This window comes from Paenibacillus sp. FSL E2-0201 (genome assembly GCF_037963325.1).
Taxonomy (GTDB): domain Bacteria; phylum Bacillota; class Bacilli; order Paenibacillales; family Paenibacillaceae; genus Paenibacillus_AQ.
In genome coordinates this window covers 529,155-547,278 of record NZ_CP150154.1, presented here as the reverse complement: position 1 = coordinate 547,278, position 18,124 = coordinate 529,155, and the positions used below count along the sequence as shown (strand labels likewise).

General features: G+C 46.0%; 17 protein-coding genes. 6 read left to right on the top strand and 11 right to left on the bottom strand.

The features are described from left to right. The first annotated feature begins 67 nt into the window (after positions 1–67). On the top strand, positions 68–406 hold the full coding sequence (locus tag NSU15_RS02475) for a membrane protein (RefSeq protein ID WP_042123799.1): 339 nt from the start codon (positions 68–70) through the stop codon (positions 404–406). A gap of 111 nt (positions 407–517) precedes the next feature. After that, positions 518–1,474: a diacylglycerol kinase family protein gene (locus NSU15_RS02470; RefSeq protein WP_042123796.1), complete on the top strand. Its 957-nt coding sequence runs from the start codon at positions 518–520 to the stop codon at positions 1,472–1,474. A 104-nt stretch (positions 1,475–1,578) separates the two neighbouring features. Here the strand turns inward: NSU15_RS02470 and NSU15_RS02465 are convergent, their stop codons facing one another. Genes NSU15_RS02465 through NSU15_RS02450 form a run of 4 tightly spaced genes read right to left on the bottom strand, consistent with a single transcriptional unit; the run spans position 1,579 to position 4,173 of the window. Then, positions 1,579–2,172 (bottom strand): xanthine phosphoribosyltransferase, encoded by a 594-nt coding sequence (locus NSU15_RS02465; protein ID WP_042123794.1) that lies wholly within the window; start codon positions 2,170–2,172, stop codon positions 1,579–1,581. A 41-nt stretch (positions 2,173–2,213) separates the two neighbouring features. Beyond that, entirely contained in the window at positions 2,214–2,516 is a 303-nt protein-coding gene (locus NSU15_RS02460) for a hypothetical protein (RefSeq protein ID WP_042184527.1), read from the bottom strand. 22 nt (positions 2,517–2,538) lie between these two features. Further along, positions 2,539–3,357 (bottom strand): TrmB family transcriptional regulator, encoded by an 819-nt coding sequence (locus NSU15_RS02455; RefSeq protein WP_042123790.1) that lies wholly within the window; start codon positions 3,355–3,357, stop codon positions 2,539–2,541. Between the two features lie 33 nt (positions 3,358–3,390). Beyond that, on the bottom strand, positions 3,391–4,173 hold the full coding sequence (locus tag NSU15_RS02450) for a zinc ribbon domain-containing protein (RefSeq protein ID WP_042123788.1): 783 nt from the start codon (positions 4,171–4,173) through the stop codon (positions 3,391–3,393). 305 nt (positions 4,174–4,478) lie between these two features. Here NSU15_RS02450 and NSU15_RS02445 point away from each other — a divergent pair, with 305 nt between their 5' ends. Then, positions 4,479–5,153 (top strand): GTP pyrophosphokinase family protein, encoded by a 675-nt coding sequence (locus NSU15_RS02445; RefSeq protein ID WP_042131811.1) that lies wholly within the window; start codon positions 4,479–4,481, stop codon positions 5,151–5,153. 50 nt (positions 5,154–5,203) lie between these two features. Here the strand turns inward: NSU15_RS02445 and NSU15_RS02440 are convergent, their stop codons facing one another. Both NSU15_RS02440 and NSU15_RS02435 read right to left on the bottom strand, forming a co-directional pair. Then, positions 5,204–6,007 carry a hypothetical protein gene (locus tag NSU15_RS02440; protein ID WP_076116688.1) on the bottom strand — a complete coding sequence of 268 codons (804 nt, stop codon included), beginning with the start codon at positions 6,005–6,007 and terminating at the stop codon, positions 5,204–5,206. Positions 6,008–6,039: 32 nt separating this feature from the next. Beyond that, positions 6,040–9,126, bottom strand: coding sequence for a DEAD/DEAH box helicase (locus NSU15_RS02435; protein WP_042123786.1), 3,087 nt, complete (start codon positions 9,124–9,126; stop codon positions 6,040–6,042). A 499-nt stretch (positions 9,127–9,625) separates the two neighbouring features. Here NSU15_RS02435 and NSU15_RS02430 point away from each other — a divergent pair, with 499 nt between their 5' ends. Then, entirely contained in the window at positions 9,626–10,402 is a 777-nt protein-coding gene (locus tag NSU15_RS02430) for a TspO/MBR family protein (RefSeq protein ID WP_339289002.1), read from the top strand. Positions 10,403–10,485: 83 nt separating this feature from the next. Here NSU15_RS02430 and NSU15_RS02425 read toward each other — a convergent pair whose 3' ends face one another. The 5 genes from NSU15_RS02425 to NSU15_RS02405 all read right to left on the bottom strand — a co-directional run bounded on the left by NSU15_RS02425 (position 10,486) and on the right by NSU15_RS02405 (position 14,803). After that, positions 10,486–10,866 carry a RidA family protein gene (locus NSU15_RS02425; protein WP_042123782.1) on the bottom strand — a complete coding sequence of 127 codons (381 nt, stop codon included), beginning with the start codon at positions 10,864–10,866 and terminating at the stop codon, positions 10,486–10,488. 93 nt (positions 10,867–10,959) lie between these two features. Continuing rightward, positions 10,960–11,625 carry an oxidoreductase gene (locus tag NSU15_RS02420; RefSeq protein ID WP_339289000.1) on the bottom strand — a complete coding sequence of 222 codons (666 nt, stop codon included), beginning with the start codon at positions 11,623–11,625 and terminating at the stop codon, positions 10,960–10,962. A 24-nt stretch (positions 11,626–11,649) separates the two neighbouring features. Then, positions 11,650–12,912: an MFS transporter gene (locus NSU15_RS02415; RefSeq protein WP_139328447.1), complete on the bottom strand. Its 1,263-nt coding sequence runs from the start codon at positions 12,910–12,912 to the stop codon at positions 11,650–11,652. Between the two features lie 104 nt (positions 12,913–13,016). Further along, on the bottom strand, positions 13,017–14,429 hold the full coding sequence (locus NSU15_RS02410; protein ID WP_076116687.1) for an ATP-binding protein: 1,413 nt from the start codon (positions 14,427–14,429) through the stop codon (positions 13,017–13,019). A gap of 170 nt (positions 14,430–14,599) precedes the next feature. Then, the gene (locus NSU15_RS02405; RefSeq protein WP_042123776.1) at positions 14,600–14,803 is read right to left on the bottom strand and encodes a CsbD family protein; all 204 of its coding nucleotides are present in this window, start codon (positions 14,801–14,803) and stop codon (positions 14,600–14,602) included. Between the two features lie 437 nt (positions 14,804–15,240). Here NSU15_RS02405 and NSU15_RS02400 point away from each other — a divergent pair, with 437 nt between their 5' ends. Continuing rightward, on the top strand, positions 15,241–16,131 hold the full coding sequence (locus NSU15_RS02400) for a hypothetical protein (RefSeq protein WP_042123775.1): 891 nt from the start codon (positions 15,241–15,243) through the stop codon (positions 16,129–16,131). Between the two features lie 48 nt (positions 16,132–16,179). Beyond that, positions 16,180–18,060: an FAD-dependent oxidoreductase gene (locus NSU15_RS02395; RefSeq protein ID WP_042123773.1), complete on the top strand. Its 1,881-nt coding sequence runs from the start codon at positions 16,180–16,182 to the stop codon at positions 18,058–18,060. Positions 18,061–18,124 lie beyond the last annotated feature (64 nt).

The window sequence follows — 18,124 nt, the reverse complement described above, 5'->3', positions numbered from 1 at the left end:
TTTAAGGAAGAAGGGTTGGCTAACCAACCCCATCCCTTCTTGTCCAAGTAGAAGGAGAGTGAACCCTTTGTCCCCTTTCAAATCATCCACCGGACTGCCTGATAATATTGCAGGCGCGCTGTGCTATTTTTTTCCTTTTATTGGCGGTGTGATCTTTCTCGCTCTGGAGAAACGCAACCGTTTCGTGCTGTTCCACGCTCTGCAATCCCTGCTTACGTTCGGCGTGCTGATGATCCTCCATGTTCTAACCGGATTTATTCCTTTCCTCGGCTCCCTGATGAGTGCAATCCTTTCTCTTTGCAGCTTTGCTATATGGCTACTTATGATCTATCAGGCTTTGAGCAGCAGATGGTATAAGCTTCCTTGGGTGGGGGATATCGCGGAAAGTCAGATTCGACATCTATAAGTACCACTGAACTAACACCTCTTATCGCTGAAAAGTATTCCCTTTTGCCCATCCACTCCTTACAATGGAAAGACGGGCATCAACGGAATTCTACAGGCTGGAGGAATTTAAATGTATCTATTCATCATAAACCCACGTTCCGGCGGGGGCGCAGGCGGGCGGACCTGGCATACTGTAGAGGCGCTCATGAAAGAGCGGATGCTGCCATATATGACCTTGTTTACGCATAGCGCAGAGGGTGCAGAAGCTCTCGTTCTAAACACACTTAAACACCGTGAGGACTGGAAGGCCGCGATTATAATCGGCGGCGATGGCACGCTGCACAGCATTTTGGGTGCCCTTCGCGGCAAAGATATTCCCATGGCGATCATTCCAGCCGGCTCCGGCAACGACTCCGCACGCGGCTTCGGCATTCCGCTTTCGACTGAAGCTGCACTGGAAGCCGCACTTAGCGAGCGATATATCGAAGCTGATCTGATCTCAGGTGCAAATGGACTGACTTTAACAGCCGTTGCCAACGGCTTTGATGCACAGGTGGCCGAGAATGTGAATGCCAGCCGTTACAAACGGCTGTGCAACGCCATTGGCGCAGGCCAACTGGCTTATATCATCGGCATATTACATACGCTGATGACGTTTAAGCCATGCCGGGTGAGTGTTGCGTGCGACGGGACGGAGCACGTCTTTGAGAAGGCATGGCTGGTCTCGGTCTGCAACCTGCCCAGCTACGGCGGCGGGCTCTTGATCTGCCCGCAGGCGAAGGCCGATGACGGCCAGCTCGACGTCTGCGTCGTACATGGGTGCAGCCGCGGGCAACTGCTGCGGCTGTTCCCAACGGTACTGAAGGGCAAGCATATAGCGCTGCCCTTCGTGTCGATGCTGCGTGGACGTAGCGTAGCCGTCAACTTCGCAGAGGCCCGGCCGGCGATCGGCGATGGCGAGAGCTTCGGCAACGGGCCGCTTGCCGCACGCTGCGAGCCAGGGGCGCTGCGGGTGCTCTCGCCGCTGGCGGCGGTTAGCGTGCAGCGCCACGCCGATCCTGCAGCGGCATGCGGTGGCAACGGGTAAACCATACCCGTTGCATAACACAAAAAAAACAGCAAGAGACAGGCTTATAAACCTGTCTCTTGCTGTTTTAATGTTAACTTCCTTCGAATTTACACTAAAGAGTCTCAGCTAAGCAGCCCTTCCTCTTCTTCCACGAAAGAAATTCTTCCATCCTCCAGCGAAGCGATTCGCACGAGCGATTCTACCCGGTAGCCAGCTTCCTGCAGAAGCCGATTCCCCGGCTGGAATGCTTTTTCGATCACAATACCAATCCCAACCACGCTTCCCCCTGCCTGCTCAACAATACGAGCAAGCCCGAAGGCGGCTTCGCCATTCGCCAAGAAATCATCGACAATCAGAACCCGCTCACCCGGAGCAATGAACTTCTTGGAAACGGTAATTTCATTCGTTTCTTTCTTCGTGAAGGAGTAAACCTTTTCTACATAAATGTCCTCTGTCAGTGTCAACGATTTCTGCTTACGGGCAAAAATCAGCGGAACCTCCAGCTCTAATGCCGTCATAATCCCCGGAGCAATCCCCGAAGATTCAATTGTCAGTACCTTCGTAATCTCTTCGCCGGAAAAACGGCGGGTAAACTCACGGCCAACCTCACGCATTAGAAAGGGGTCCATCTGATGATTCAGAAAAGAATCTACCTTGAGCACGCCTTGCCCGAGTACAATACCTTCTTTCAACACCTTTTGTCTCAACAGCTCCATAGTGCTCCTCCTCTCCCATCAATGAATCCTTTCTCCCCACTTTAAAGACCTGTCGGTTTTTGTGGCAATAAATTTCCAACGATAGATTTTAAATTATGATCATCTTTGCTCTTTTCTTGCCCGTTATCATAACCCGTAATTCGAATCTCCACGAAATCGCCCGGATTTACCGGCTTAAAGATCAATTTCTCGCGGTCTTCCAGTCTCACGTTAAATTTCATGTCCTTGAACATTTCAACTAGCTCTGCTTCTCCGGGACTTGCTCCTTTATCCAGAAACAGCAGTCCGCGCAATTTTTTAGGACCATCCTCATGCACCACTTCAAAATGTACGATACATTCCATGCTTTTCACCTCCCTGTAATAGCTACTGCGCCTGTTCTTCCCCATCATCGCCTGGATCATACATCACATATTTGCTGTGAATTTTGCTGTAACGTTCACCATAACGTTCTTCTAATTCGGCGCCCATATCCTGCTCCAGCTCGAACAATACCATTTCCTGTGAAAAATGATTCAATAGCAGATCCACTAACACCGGGTGCTCGGTTACAACCGCTTGCGCTGATCCATCTTCATAGCGCATCCCGAGCATACACCAGCTCCGATCGATCACGAATGAGAACTTCCGTCCATCCTGTCGCTGCGAATCTCTTCCGAGAGGCGGCCATACCGGATAAGAGGCCGGAGCAGCATTGCCTCCGTCAAACGCCCATAAGAGTCTAACGCCACGCAACTCCGCCTGTTCAAGTTCACTCCGCAGAAGTGACGCTTCCTCACGCCACATATCCACTACGATCTCTTGCTCAGCCATATTAAGTTGGCGAATAAGAGCGCCCAATACATTGCGGTCACCTTCCACATTATAAAACGAAGGGCTAACAGGTCCACCGCGAGGCATCTCACTTTCCATATATGCCAGTGAAGCTTGCACCCGTCCCGAGATCATGGTCGCGAGCTCCTCTGGATTGAGAACACTGTACCGCGCAGGTTCTCCTTCGCCACATCGTACATATCCCTGCTGCGTAAGGCGTTGTAGCGCCGCGTACACATTCGATCTTGAAACTCCGAGCTGTTTGGCAACCTCATAGCCAGAAGCCTGGCCTTTTGTCGCAAGCTCTACCATAATTTTGGACTCCATCTCCGTGAAGCCCAGATTGCGCAGATGCAGCAGCAGCTGTTCCATCTTGTTGTCCCCCTAAGCTGACTGAAATCCGTACTATATTTGCTCTGATCCACATCTCGGACACCATAAGGAGCCCTTAGGTAATTCATTTCGACAAATTTGGCACTGGATCATATCTCGCACACCGTTATCTTCAGTGACTGCAGATTCCTCCTGATGCTCATTCTTGTGCCATTCCCCAAAGCGGCGATCCAGCTCAAGTTGTCTTTTTCTTTCACGTTCCAGCTGCTCAGCTTGTTTACGTTCCCGCTCAATATCTTGTTCACTCGCCTTATATTCTTCGAGTGGCAGCTCATCATCCGGGTGCTGAACTTCAGCATACACCACACTCTGCGGGTGCAGCTTCATCGCAATCTCCTTCTCTTCATCCGTAAGCTCATCCGCACCATAATATTGATCTTCATCATCTTCATTCACAGATTGAACAAATACCGGTGTAGAAGGCACCCTTCTTGAAGCGGACAACGGCTCCAGCTTACTTCCGCATTTCGGACAAAAGTTAGCATCAAGCGCCACAATATGACCACATGAACATAGCCGCTCATTTTTCAGCTCAGCAATTCTCGTCCGCAGAACTTCAATTTTTTCCTGAAGCTTGGAACAGTTACGGGATAGCTCCACCATTTTACCTTCAGCTACCGACATATCCTTTGAACGATATCCTTCGTAAAAAAGCTTGCCCATTTTCGTAAATTCAACTTCCATCTCTTGTTCAACATCGGAAATAAGTCCGTTCATCTTGCCGATCTCTACTGAGTTTTGGGCTTTTTCGGTAACCCGGCTCGCGCTATCTTTAATTTTTTTGATAAAACTCATTACAGTTCCTCCCTCTCCAGCGATACGTGTTTCTATCATACCAAATGTATCGAGTAGATTCATTAATGTGCTTTAATACGCGATTTAGAGGAGAATGTTCCTATAAAATCCAGACTAATTGATTTAAGCCACTTCCCCCTTACACTTATGGGTTATATTTCCTGATTTTGAATGTAATTTTGCGTCAGAGGTTCTACATCGGTTAAAATAGAATTATCACAAATAACGAAATCGGGAGAGTTTCAGTGGAAGAACATGAGAGCACACAGCTTACGCTTAGTCAGCTACAAGTACACGTTAAGGATCTGCAACAGTGGCAAGGTAACAGCAACGAGGATTTCGCCAAACTGATAAACGAGTTCGAAGCTTTGCCGGCCCTTTATCGTCACGCGTTAAATGATCTTCAGAATAAAATCGATGTAATTAAGACGGAATGGCAATCCCGCGACGGCTTCAGTCCCATCGAACATGTCAAATGCCGAATCAAAGAACCCAAGAGTATTCTTCAAAAGATGGAGCGCAAAGGCTACGGTTTCAGCTTGGAAAATATGGAGCAATATATTCACGATATTGCCGGAATGCGGATTGTATGTGCCTTTGTTAAAGATATATACCGTTTAGTAGACCATCTTAGTACACGCGAAGACATCCGCGTGCTTGAGATTAAAGATTATATAGCTCATCCTAAACCAAACGGATATCAAAGCCTTCATCTTATAGTGGGAATCCCGCTCGTCCTGCTGGAAGGAACACGCTGGGTCAAGGCTGAGATACAGCTGCGCACCCTGGCTATGGACTTCTGGGCAAGCATGGAGCATATTTTGTATTATAAATTCGATAAACAGCTTCCTTCCCATGTTGCCGAGGAACTAAAAGAAGCCGCGCGCGCCGCTGATGAACTAGATCAGAAAATGCTGCGTCTTCGCCGTGAGATTCTAGAACTTTCCGAGGGTGATTCTCCCTCCAGTGAACAGCATTAGAATAATTAAAAGCCGCATTCTCATCAGAGATGCGGCTTTCGTATGTCCAGCTACTTCTTAATCAGACCCTTATTGGCCCGTCGTGCAGACGCTTCTGCAACCCGCTGCATAATCAAAGTTAATCCCTCAATGGCTTTAGGTGTCTGCGGTAGCAACGTTCCCCAGTCTTCTGTAACTTCAGCTACAACTACCGGCGAAGGAAACGGTCTAGCTGCAATCTCATGGAACTGTGGCCCAGGCTGATGTAGCGAACCTTCAGCAGCCGCTTCTGCCAGCCATTCTCCAGAGGAAATAGCCGGCCCCTTACGTTCAAGCCGAGCCAATTCCGTAGAAAGATCACTAACCGAAACTTCTTCTTCCTCTGTTTCAGCTTCGTCGCTGGAAATATCCCCTTCAGCCCAAAGGGCAAAAATCCCGTCCAAGAGCTCTCCTTTAGTAAACCCTCTCAGCGAAAGCGCCAGTAACGGCTCTTCAGCAAGACGTTCTTTAATAAGCCTCAGCGTCTCCGCCTTATACTCCACTTCGTCACCCTCAAAAAGGGCTTGCTCCAGCTCTCTATCTGTAGGCAAAAGCTCAAGTTCAGCCAGCTCACCCGTCAAACGCCCTTGCAGCAAGGCAAATACTTCTCCTGGACTTAGCGCCAGACTTCGCAATATTTCTTTTCTTCGGGAAGCATGCCATACCGGAACCTTCAGAGAGAGAGGTTGATTTGCTTGTTGTTCCTGAGCAGGAGCGCCGGTATTCGATTCACCTTTTGACCGTGAGCCTCCCGTCACTTTCCCAGGTAGCACCGCCCATGCTGCTTTTACTAATCCAGGCACAACTTCCAGCCGCATCTCTAAACGTTCACTCATTGTTTGATCCCTCCGTAAAACTCATATCTGTCTTACATCCAGTCCTGATCCTGCAGTTCAATAAGCTCCTTTAGTTCATGATTAGACATCTCAGTCAACCATGTTTCGCCAGAGCCAACAACTTGCTCGGAAAGATTTTTCTTACGCTCAATCAATTCATCAATGCGTTCTTCCAACGTACCTTGGCAAATCAGCTTATGCACTTGAACATTTTTATCCTGACCAATTCGGAACGCCCGGTCTGTCGCCTGATTCTCAACTGCCGGATTCCACCAACGGTCGTAATGGATAACATGGTTAGCCCTTGTAAGGTTCAGCCCTACGCCACCCGCTTTAAGCGAAAGTACGAAGAAGGATGGACCTTTCCCCTCTTGAAAATCATGGACCATCTCGTCGCGCTCTCGTTTTGGAATTCCGCCGTGCAAGAACAATGGTGCCGTTCCATAACGTTTAGTCAGCTTGCTAACCAAGAGCTCACCCATTGCTACATATTGAGTAAAAATCAACGCAGATTCTCCGACTTCCGCAATGCTGTCCAGAATCTCGAACATGACCTCCATTTTACCGGAATGTTCATTTCGCGGGCCCCGCCCTTCTTCTTTGCGGAAGAGCTGTGGATGATTGCAAATCTGCTTCAACTTCGTCAGAGAAGACAATACGAGTCCTCTGCGAGCCATCCCACTGCTCTCTCCGATCACGCCAAGCATTTCATCCACAACACCCTGATACAGGGCTGCCTGTGTCTCCGTCAGCGGACAATAAGACTTCAGCTCCAGCTTCTCCGGTAAATCTTTAGAGATATCCGGATCACTCTTCAAGCGCCGTAACAAGAATGGGGACACCAAGCGATGCAATTCCCGCAGTCGTTCTCCCCCCTCACCAGACACATAACGCTGCCGGAAGGAATGGTAGGTCCCTAAATAGCCCGGATTTAAAAAGTGAAAAATAGACCATAATTCCCCTAGTCTGTTCTCTACCGGAGTCCCTGTCATAGCTATGCGATGCGGCGCTGATAGCTTCATCACACTTTGTGCCTGTTTCGTCCGATGATTCTTAATATACTGAGCTTCATCCAGCACCACAGTGGACCAGTGAACATTCGCTAAATCCTCACTATCACGACCCGCTAAGTGATAGGTCGTCAATACGATATCATGACTGGCAGCCAGTTCTAAAAAGCTGTCCCCCCGCACACGGCGTCCACCATGATGAATGTGAACCTTGAGCGAAGGTGCAAAGCGCTGTAATTCCCGTTGCCAGTTCCCCAGAAGTGATGTTGGACATAGAATCAGCACAGGCTCCTGCTTCTCTTCAGGTGGAGCACTTAATGCCCGATCCAGCAGGCAGGTGATGACCTGCACCGTCTTCCCGAGACCCATGTCATCAGCCAGACACACTCCAAAGCCCAGACCACTAAGGACTGAAAGCCACTGATAACCGCGCTCCTGATAAGGTCTTAGCGTTCCATGCAGACCTTCAGGCACCGGGCGGACCGGAAGATTACGCAAAATGTCTCCCCGCATCAGCGATGACAATAGCCCGGATGTTTCCATCCCGGTGACCGACATCCCTTTCCAGAGTCGCTCATCGCCATCCTCAGCCTCTAGCCGCATCCAATCGGCTGCGGTCATTTCCCCATTTTCGTGGCGTTTCATATATCTAAGAACCTGGCGAATTTCTTTAGGGTCTACTTCAATCCATTCCCCGCGGAAACGTACAAAAGGTACGCCAGCTTCCACTAATGCGTTCAATTCTTCTTCGCTGATTGTACTCTCCCCAAGCGAAGCTTCAATGCGGAATGAAATCAGCTCTTCCATCCCAAGAGCCACAGGTGCAGGACTATCAATTCCACTAACATTCGGCTGCATTTTCATCTTCATGCCAATCCGGCGGCGTCCCTCACGGCTCCAGCGCGATGGCATCTGCACGGTTATTCCCCGCTCACGCAGCTGCTGCACTGTCTCCTTCAAAAAGAAATAAAGACGCTCTGGTTCCAAATCCGCTCCCGTGGGTGCAGGCTTATCAAGAGCGCGCTGAATATCAGGAGAGATTCTTGCTGCTCGCCCCAGCGCTATAAGAAGCTGCTGCTGTATATTGCGATAGCGTTTGCCCCATAACGTAAACTCTCGCTCCTTACTGCTCCAGATGGATTTCGCCGGAATCCAGAATTCGCCCTCTTCCTTGTTCTCTGCCCAGAAGGTTAACCGCCAGATTTCGTCATTATCTCCAGGTGGCTCGAGACGTAGCCCAAGACCCAGCTGACCGCTCCGCGCTTCTTCAGGTTCAGATTGCGGCACATCGCTTCCAGCGGTCTCATTCACGGTAGCCAGAAGATCTGTCACCTCTGCTTGAGTTCCCTGAACAGGTATATCCCTGCTTCCTGTAAGAAGGCTATTCCACCATAACTCCGTTAAAGGGGAATAACCGCGGCGATAGTTGGCTTTGTAAGGTGTAAGTTCACTTTCAATGCCCGCAATCACTTTCTTTATCTCTGCAGTCATTACTGCCTGCATAAAGGAGTACAACACATAGGCGCCAGCCTCTTCCCGCGAGGATAAATCCCCCGCCTCAGCGATATGCGTCCCTAGAGCCAACACCGGCATGGATGCTGCCAGCTGCAGAAAGATCTCCTTATCCTCCTGCTTTCGAAAAGCCGGAGACCAGCAGACTGTTGCTGCCTGTTCACCACCACGTCGACGCGAACCTACCGGACGCGGTGGCAAGGCTCCTGGCGTAACTCCCCCAGTGCCCATCAGCTCCAGCGCAAAGCGGGCTGCCGCTGCCCAATAGCGCAATTCGCCGCCAGGCTCCACTCCCTGATCTCGGCACAACGTCTCATCCCATGCCAGAAGCAGTTCAAATGCATCGCTAGGGACTAAGGCAAGCCCTTCGAATGTCCGTCCGGGCAATCCACGTCGTGCTGGCTTCCCCTCTACAGGAGGAGCCGGATATTTCACTTCTGCCAACCGCAGAGCAGCACTCGCAAAGGGGCGCACTCCTCCCTGCAGCTCCAGCCGCTTCACCACTCGGGTCCAAGCGTCAACCTTAGGCTCCGAAGTTTCGCCAGAGAAGCAAAATAACACATCCCCCAACCATATTGCATAAAGGTGCTTAGTCATCGGTGATCTCCTGTCTTTTAAGCAAGCAAAAAAAGAACCAGTCGCCACCATTTGGTGGTAACTGCAACCTTTTCCGCGAGAAATAAATTTTGAAGCTATACAAGTAGAAGTAGTTTCTCCATCCTTTTAGAGATGAGATACGCTCCTGTAAGAAATATAAGGATAAAGAACTAGGATAAAACTAATCTGCTCTTGAATCTTCATCTCTTCATCTTATACGAAAAAGCGCTGATTTAAAAACGTTTCTGCATTTTTTCTGCAGATTTTTATGCAAATAAAGTTGAAGTACATAGAAACACCCATAAATTTGATTCAATTCAGCATATTTTCAATCAATGTTCTAGTCACTATCGTAAAATACCCTGCACCACTACCATGCTATCCATGAATATTGTGACTCACAAGTCATTTATTTTCTATTTATAGTCTTAATTGTGCTGAAAGCGGGTATATTTTAAGTAGGTATTACCCTATTAAAAAAAGCTAGGGAGTGAATTCTTTGAGACGTTATAATCCTTATAAATGGTGGAATCTTCTGTTCTTCCTAGGTGTGATCATTGTCAATGTACTCTCAGTGACCTTGCCATTAGGCGGAAACAGCACCGGTGAAATTTCCGACAAATATCATACCTACTTGACCCCTGCTGGTTACGCTTTCTCCATCTGGTCACTAATTTATCTACTCTTAGCCGGCTTCGTCATTTATCAATTCCGACCAAATACAAGCACTCGGGATTCTATACAAGCCATTGGTATATGGTTTGTTCTGAGCTGTATTTTTAATATGAGCTGGCTCTTCCTCTGGCAATATTTATACATTGAGCTCTCTCTGGTCGCTATGGTGCTCATGTTAATCACACTGATTGTCATTTATCGAAAAACACGCCTGATCGCAAATCCTACTTCAGGCGAGAATTGGCTGGTGAAGTTACCCTTCAGTATATACCTTGGCTGGATCTCTGTGGCCACTATCGTGAACGTCAGCATTGTTCTGGAGAAGAATCATTGGGAAGGTTGGGGCCTTAGCGGTAGCACTTGGGCCGTTATCATGCTCTGCGTGGGGACTCTGCTTGCGGTTGTGGTCAGCTATCCTTACCGAGATAGCATCTATCCACTCGTATTCGTATGGGCTTTCATCGCGATTGCCTTGGAACAAAAAGAGGCCAGCAATGTCTATATCACTGGCCTGATTACAGCAGGGCTCCTGCTGCTTTACAGCATCTGGCTACTGCTTACACCGCGTCGTAATAGGTATAACAGATACAGAAGTTACTGATCCTAATATAACAATGGCAGGCTAAGGTTACCCACCTTAGCCTGCCATTTTGTAAAATAATAAAAGTGCAAAAAGATAACGTCTTATTTCTTCCGAGCTACCGCTTCAATCTCAACAAGTCCGTCTTTAGGCAGACGCGCAACTTCAATGGCACTGCGGGCAGGATAAGGTTCTTTAAAGAAGGTGCTATACACCTCATTAACAGCCGCGAAATCATTCATATCCTTTAAGAAAACAGTTGTCTTTACTACATGGTCCAGCGTTGCACCAGCTTCTTCAAGAATGGCTTGTACATTGCTAAGCGCTTGACGCGCTTGTTCTTGTACGCCCTCCGCCAAATTTCCCGTTTCCGGATTCAGACCAAGTTGTCCAGAAGTGTATACCCAGCTACCCGTGGTGATGGCCTGACTATAAGGACCAATTGCTCCGGGTGCTTTTGTTGTAGCTACTTGTTTTTTGCTCATTTTACTACCCCTTTCCATTATGCGCTGATCATTTATTGTTCATTGTAAGTCCTGTTCTCATCTTAATGCAAATTTATTAGAGCCCCTGAGAGCTTAGCGTTTCCCAATCACATGAATTACTTCATTCATATAAATATGTAATCCATGGGTATCTGCAGAAGCAATGTTCACCATAGCTCTTGCTACTGTAGTGCCAGGTATGGCACGATATTGAGCTGCTTTGCCCACCATTACGGGATCCAGCACTTTCATCAATCCAGCTCCGACTCTTTCTCCTAATCTGAATTCTTCACGTTGGCCCAATAACAAGGAAGGACGAAATATATGCAAGCCTTGAAATCCAATAGCGGTTAACCCTTCTTCCGCCCTTCCCTTAGTCCGACTGTAGAAATTACGCGATTTCGCATTTGCTCCTATCGAAGAGACAACCAAAAACTGTTTAATACCCTGTTCTCTCGCTATGGCTGCAGCATCAAGCGGATAATGTAGATCGACTCGTTCAAATTTTTCTTGTGAACCCGCCTTCTTTATCGTGGTCCCTAAACAACAGAAGATAGAATGTACCCCGTCGAACGATTCTGTATAGTTCCTTAGGTTTTCCCAATCTACAACGATTTGCTTAAGCTTGGGATGTTCTATGGCCAACGGTGTCCGTACAAGCACCCTCACTTCTTCCCAACCATCGTGATTTAACAATTCCTCCGTAACCGCTTTGCCTACCAATCCGGTGGCGCCTAATACCATTGCTATCCTTAACAAGGAATAACCCCCTTTACTTCTTATTCAGTCCTTTAGAATACGACGACCTAACAGAAACGCAAGCGCAATCATAAGCGTCCCTACCACCAGCTGCATACCGTATACTTGAGTCCATTGCGGCCAGTGCGCAATTCTTTCATATAGTTGCCCCCCAATAAGCGGACCAAAAAAGGATGATAAACCCGTAAGCGCCGCATATGTAGCCATATACATCGGACGCTCTTTTTTCGGCGTGTCTCCAATAATAAAATTAAAGGCCAGCTGGTTGAAACCGCCTACACCAACACCAAAAACAATATGAGCCGCAAATAACACCGGCAGCATCGGCATCACCGATAAGAGTCCCCACATCAATGAAGACAACGCAATAATAGGCAAAGTAAAAAACAGCAGTCGCTTATTGCTGTATTTCGCATTTAGATTACCCCAAACGTAGAAGCTAGCCATCATAAACACAGTCTGGGACACATTAAGCAATGACAACGTTTCATAATTAATATGAAGCAACTGCAACATGACATAAGAATATAGCGGAACCGTTAGGTTCTGCAACAACAGCCAGGCAGCCAGAAACAAGGTTGATTTCATAAATAATGTATCTTTAAGCGGTTTCTTAAACATAGGCAAAAACTTATGCTCTTCCGATTTCTCGAAAGGCACATCCGGATAAAAAAAGAACACTACGACATTAGATAACGAGAAGATCCAGACAACAATATATAGAATCAGAAAACCATGACCACCGGGATAACGATCCAGAATAATACCGCCGCCATACATAACCAAACTTCCAAGTGCATTCAGGACCGTGTTGCGAATTCCAAAATAACGTCCACGTACACGCGCTGGAACCAGATCGCTAATCACTGAGCTCCACAGCACACCACCAGCGGTATTGGCAATAAAAGCAGTCGTGTATAAAGCAATAAATGCGATAACCCAATATTCTTTAGGAAAAATAAACGGGATCAGTCCCGTAGAACCCCAAAGTATCCTATGCAGACCGATAAAAGTAACCATGGCCCATTTGCGACTTGGCAACTTCTGAATTAAAAAAGCTACACCGATCTGCGCCACGTTAACTAATGTAGTAAGCGCTAGCACAAATCCGATTTGACTAGAGGAGGCTCCTAAATATAGAAGGAATCCTGTTAGAAACTGCCCTTGCAGCAGTACCTGAAAGATAGTTGAAGGCACACCTTCCAATGTTGCTATACGCAGATTTCTGCGATGTACTGAGGGTTTACGAGTACGTTTTGAAACCGTAACCTGATGTTTATTTTCCATGTTGTCCATAGAGGCGGTAACACTCCTTTGATGCGGCATTGGCTTCATTCTACTCCGCATCAATCTACTGTCAATACGCCAAATCACCAAATAATATTGGAGCTTTACTCACTATCCGTTTCAAGGGGCAAATAAAGCGAAAATGTACTTCCCTTCTCTTCCTCACTCTCCATAGAAATGAACCCGCCGAGCAATCTGGCCAAATCATTACTAATAGAAAGTCCTAGTCCTGTTCCACCATATTTCCGGTTAGTAGTTCTGTCTGCCTGTTGAAAGGCTTCAAAGATCATGTCATGCTTCTCCGGCGGGATTCCTATGCCACTATCCTCCACATCAAATACAAGCCAGCGCTGAAGGGTATCCCCTTCCCCAAATTCCTGCTTGCGGATTTGCAGCGATACGTAACCTGTCTTTGTAAACTTAATAGCATTAGAGAGCAAGTTACGCAGAATCTGCTGCACTCGATGTGGATCGGAATGAATCATTGTAGGGACATTCTCATCCATAGAGATATGAAATTCCAGTCCTTTTTGCTTGGCCGTCACAGCGAACTGCATAGCCAGCAACTCTGGAATCTCGCTAACATTTAATTCTTCATTTATAATATCCAGTCGTCCCGCCTCCACCTTGGACAGATCCAGAATATCGCTGATGATCATCAACAATTCATCCCCCGAACGATGGATAATGGCCGCATACTCCTTTATTTCTTCTTCAGTAAGTGAATCATCATTTTCTTCAATTAATTGCGATAAATTTATGATGCTATTCAGTGGAGTTCTAAGCTCATGCGACATGTTTGCGAGAAATTCCGATTTGAATTGAGACGCCATCATTAACTGATTAGCACGTTCTTCAAGTACAAGCTTATTCTTATGCAATTCTTCAGTCTGAGCAGACAGCTGTTCGTTAGCACGCTGGATCTGCTCATTCCTTAAGAGACCAAGTTGAAAATCACGGATAATTAATGAAAATAAAATGCTTAGAATTAACCCTGCAGGGAACGTAATTGGCATAATCTCTTTTATGTACTCTTCCACTGGGATAACGCCTAATATCATAATGTTTATTGCATTCATTAGATTTATGATCAGAATAACGATCAAACCCTGATTCACTATACTGAGGGTTGAACGTCTAACCCAGTAACTAAGTGCGGCGCAAATAAATCCCAAAATAAACAAATTAATCATCCCTGCCACCGCTGCCTCGTTCACCCCAAAGGTTAACCTTGTAAGTCCCGTTCCTATACCAATCAACACAAGAGTAATAGGCCTAGGATACGCCAGCGTCGAGATAATTAGAGGTACAAAGCGCAAATCAAAGATCACATGGTCGTCCAGATTATAACCAAAAAGAGTACTGACCCAACCGGCAAAAATCGCCAGGATCACCCAGCTTACCTTCTTTATTCCTACCGTTGCATTTGAAATTGTATGTTTATATATCAGATTAGCCAAATAGGCCACGGCTATAAGAATTGCGGTATTCCCGAAAAATATTTTAAGATACCCCATAGATTCGCTCCCGGTAGCACAAGATAAATTACAGATTTCATCTCATAATAATACCATAGCTTAACCTCCGTTCGTCTAATTGTTGCATAGGAAGAGCGCAAATCGTATACGATTTGCGCTCTTCCTATAACATTATATAGTTTAGGTATTTATAGCATTAGCTAATTTACTTAATCACGATAGGAACGTCCCCAGCTTTGATACTCTTTTTCCGCTTCATCTTTCGAATGACCATAACGTTCTTGCAGTTTCCCTACCAATTTATCCTTCTCACCATCAATCACATCAAGATCGTCATCAGTAAGCTTGCCCCATTGCTTCTTGGCCTCGCCTTTGAGCTGTTTCCATTTTCCTTTAAACACGTTATTATCCATTATATGCTCATCTCCTTAGCTGAATTAATTAGGGTACTGTGTTATCGTTACATTACCCTGTCCTATTCCCCCTGAATCTGACCCGTTCTAAAATAAGTCACATCCTGTCAAATAATAGTTTAAAAAAAGGTATTCAAATCCTTTAAAATTTGATATAATCCAGATATAAATTAAACATTTAATTTTTTAAGTGATTTTTTTCACATGAGTTATCTGCTCTATGTGCTAGAATGCCCTCGGAGCTGAAACAACATCGTTAAATTTTTTTCTATTGTATGCCGATATATGTCATGACACTGTTAGAGTTTGGCACTTCACCCCATGATTAAAGTGACAAATATCATTTATAAAGTGATTTTTATCACTTCGCATTACTATTAAAATGTTTTACATTTTAATATATATATTTTAAACTATATTTTTGGAGGTCATAACAAATGAAAAAAACATCAGTAATCTTGTCGACTGCCCTTATCCTAGGTAGTTTGCTCGCAGGTTGTGGAAACAACACAGACAACACCCCGGCAGCTACTAATGCTCCAACAGAAAACAGTACAGCTACTAATTCCACTAACACAGGAACTGAAGCAGCTAAGTACAAAGACGGAACTTACTATGCTACTGCCGATGTTGATGCTAAAACTGGCTGGCAATATTTCGCACTCTTAACTGTAGAAGGTGGAAAGATCACTAAAGCTGATTGGGATGCATTTAACGTAAACACTGCTGGCGACATGAAGAAAAAACTTTCCGAAGATGGTAAATATGGCATGAAAGCTGGTGGTGCTTCTTCTGAATGGCACGAGCAAGCAGCAAAAGCTGAAGCTTTCCTGATTGAAAAACAAGATCCAGCAGCTATAACTTTTGACGCTGAGGGGAAAACTGATGCTATCTCCGGCGTATCTGTACACGTATCTGACTTTGTGAAGGCTGCTCAAGCTGCTTTGGCTGCTGGACCTGTTGAACCTGGTCAATACAAAGACGGAGGCTACCATGCTGAAGGCGAAATGGATAAAGACTCTGGTTGGAAATCCACTGTTGACTTGACTGTTGCTAACGGTAACGTTGTTGCTGTTAAATTCAGTGGTGTAAATGCTGCTGGCGACGACAAGAAACAATTCTCCGTCGATGGTAAATACGGTATGAAAGCTGGCGGTGCTTCCGCTGAATGGCATGAAGAGATCGCTAAAGTTGAGCAATACTTCCTTGAAAAAGGCGCTGCTCCAGAACTTACAGCTGAAGGTAAAACTGATGCAATTTCCGGCGTGAGTATTCATGTTGGTGAATATTTTACACTTGCTGAAAAAGCACTCGAAGGCGCGAAATAATTTCGCATAACCTTCTGCAGTTAATCAGACGAATGAGGTGAATTTCTTTTGAAAAAAATAGTCATTTTGGGCGGCGGCTACGGCGGCGTACTCACGGCTAAGAAACTGGCAAAGAAATTTAAGAAAAACAAAGATGTTGAAATTACTCTGATCGACCGGAATCCATATCACACTCTATTGACTGAGCTGCATGAGGTTGCCGCGAACCGTGCTCCAGAGGATTCAATCAAGATCGATCTTAAGAAAATCTTTGCTGGTCTTAAAGTGAATGTTGTTCTTGACGAAATCAGCAATATTGATTTCAAGGGTAAGAAACTCAAATCTAACAAAACTACCTATGCGTACGATTACCTTGTAATCGGTACAGGTAGCAAACCAACTTTCTTCGGTATTCCAGGTGCAGAAGAGAATACCTTCTCCTTCTGGTCTTACGATGATGCGGTAGCATTGAAGCGTCAAATCCGCGACATGTATACCAAAGCAGCTATGGAGAAAAATCCAGAAGTACGCCGTGCAATGCTAACTTTTGTTATCATTGGTGCCGGCTTCACTGGTGTCGAGCTAGTTGGGGAAATGGCTGAGCAACGCGAGGAACTATGCAAGGAGTTCTATATCGACCCATCCGAAGTAAGATTGATTGTGGCTGATATGGCTCCGAAGATTCTGCCTATCCTTCCAGATAAGCTGATTCAAAAAGCCGAAGCTCACCTACGCAAGCTGAACGTGGAAATTGTTACAGGCGCTAAGATCACTGAAGTAGGCGAAGGTAGTGTTGCCCTTGGTGAGAAAAACGTCGTTGCTTCACAAACTATTGTTTGGACTGCAGGTGTTGAAGGTTCCGAAATCGTAGGTGGACTTGAAGTACAACAACAAGGCCGCAAACGTATTGTTACGAATGAGAACCTTGAAAGTGTAGATCATAAGAACGTATATGTAGTAGGGGACAACATTTTCTTCATTCCTGAAGGTGAAACTCGTCCTGTACCACAAATGGTTGAGAATGCTGAACAAGCAGCTCCGATCGTTGCTGGTAACATTGCAGCTGACATTCAGAACACTGCTAAAAAAGCATACAAACCAGGTTTCCACGGTACCATGGTATCCATCGGTAGCCGCTACGGTGTAGCAAACGTTGGTTTGCCAGGCAAGTTCTTTATGCTTACTGGATTTATGGCAATGCTATCCAAACACTTTATCAATATGTTCTACCTGTCTCAGGTTGTAGGCTTCAATAAAGTTTGGACTTACATGATGCATGAGTTCTTCCATGTTGAGAACCGTAAGAGCTTCTTGGGCGGACACTTCTCCAAGCGTTCACCTAACTTCTGGCTCGTTCCGCTTCGCATGCTGCTTGGTGGAATGTGGTTATATGAAGGTATAGATAAGCTACGGAAAATTTGGGTAGATCCGAACAAGATATTCCTGATTCCAGCCGCTCCTTTTGCAACGGATGCTTCATCAGCAGCCAGCGTAGCGGTGGATGCAGTTAAAACAACAGTAGACGCACAATCTGCAGCTTCAGCAGTATCCACTGCAAAAGAAGCGGTTGAAGCATTACCAGTTCCTGGATTCGTATATAATATTACGAACTGGTTCATGGACTTGATGTTCTACAACAACGACGGAAGTTATACTTTCCTCGCGAAATGGTTCCAAATCGGTATGGTATGTGCAGAAATCGTGTTCGGTATTATGCTCATCGTGGGTCTGTTCACAGCTATTGCTTCTATAGCGACGATAGCCATGTCCGTCATGATCTGGTCGACCAAAATGGCTTCTACAGAAATGTTATGGTATGTTGGTGCGGGTATCGCCTGCATCGGCGGATCAGGCAGCACATTTGGCCTAGATTACTATGTACTTCCTTGGCTTAAGAAACATTGGAAGAGAGTTCCGCTCGTCAGACGATGGTATCTATACACCGACTGATTATAATGCCCTGAATTCGTGTAATTTATTTTAAAACAAATATGTAGATTACATGTCAGTATAG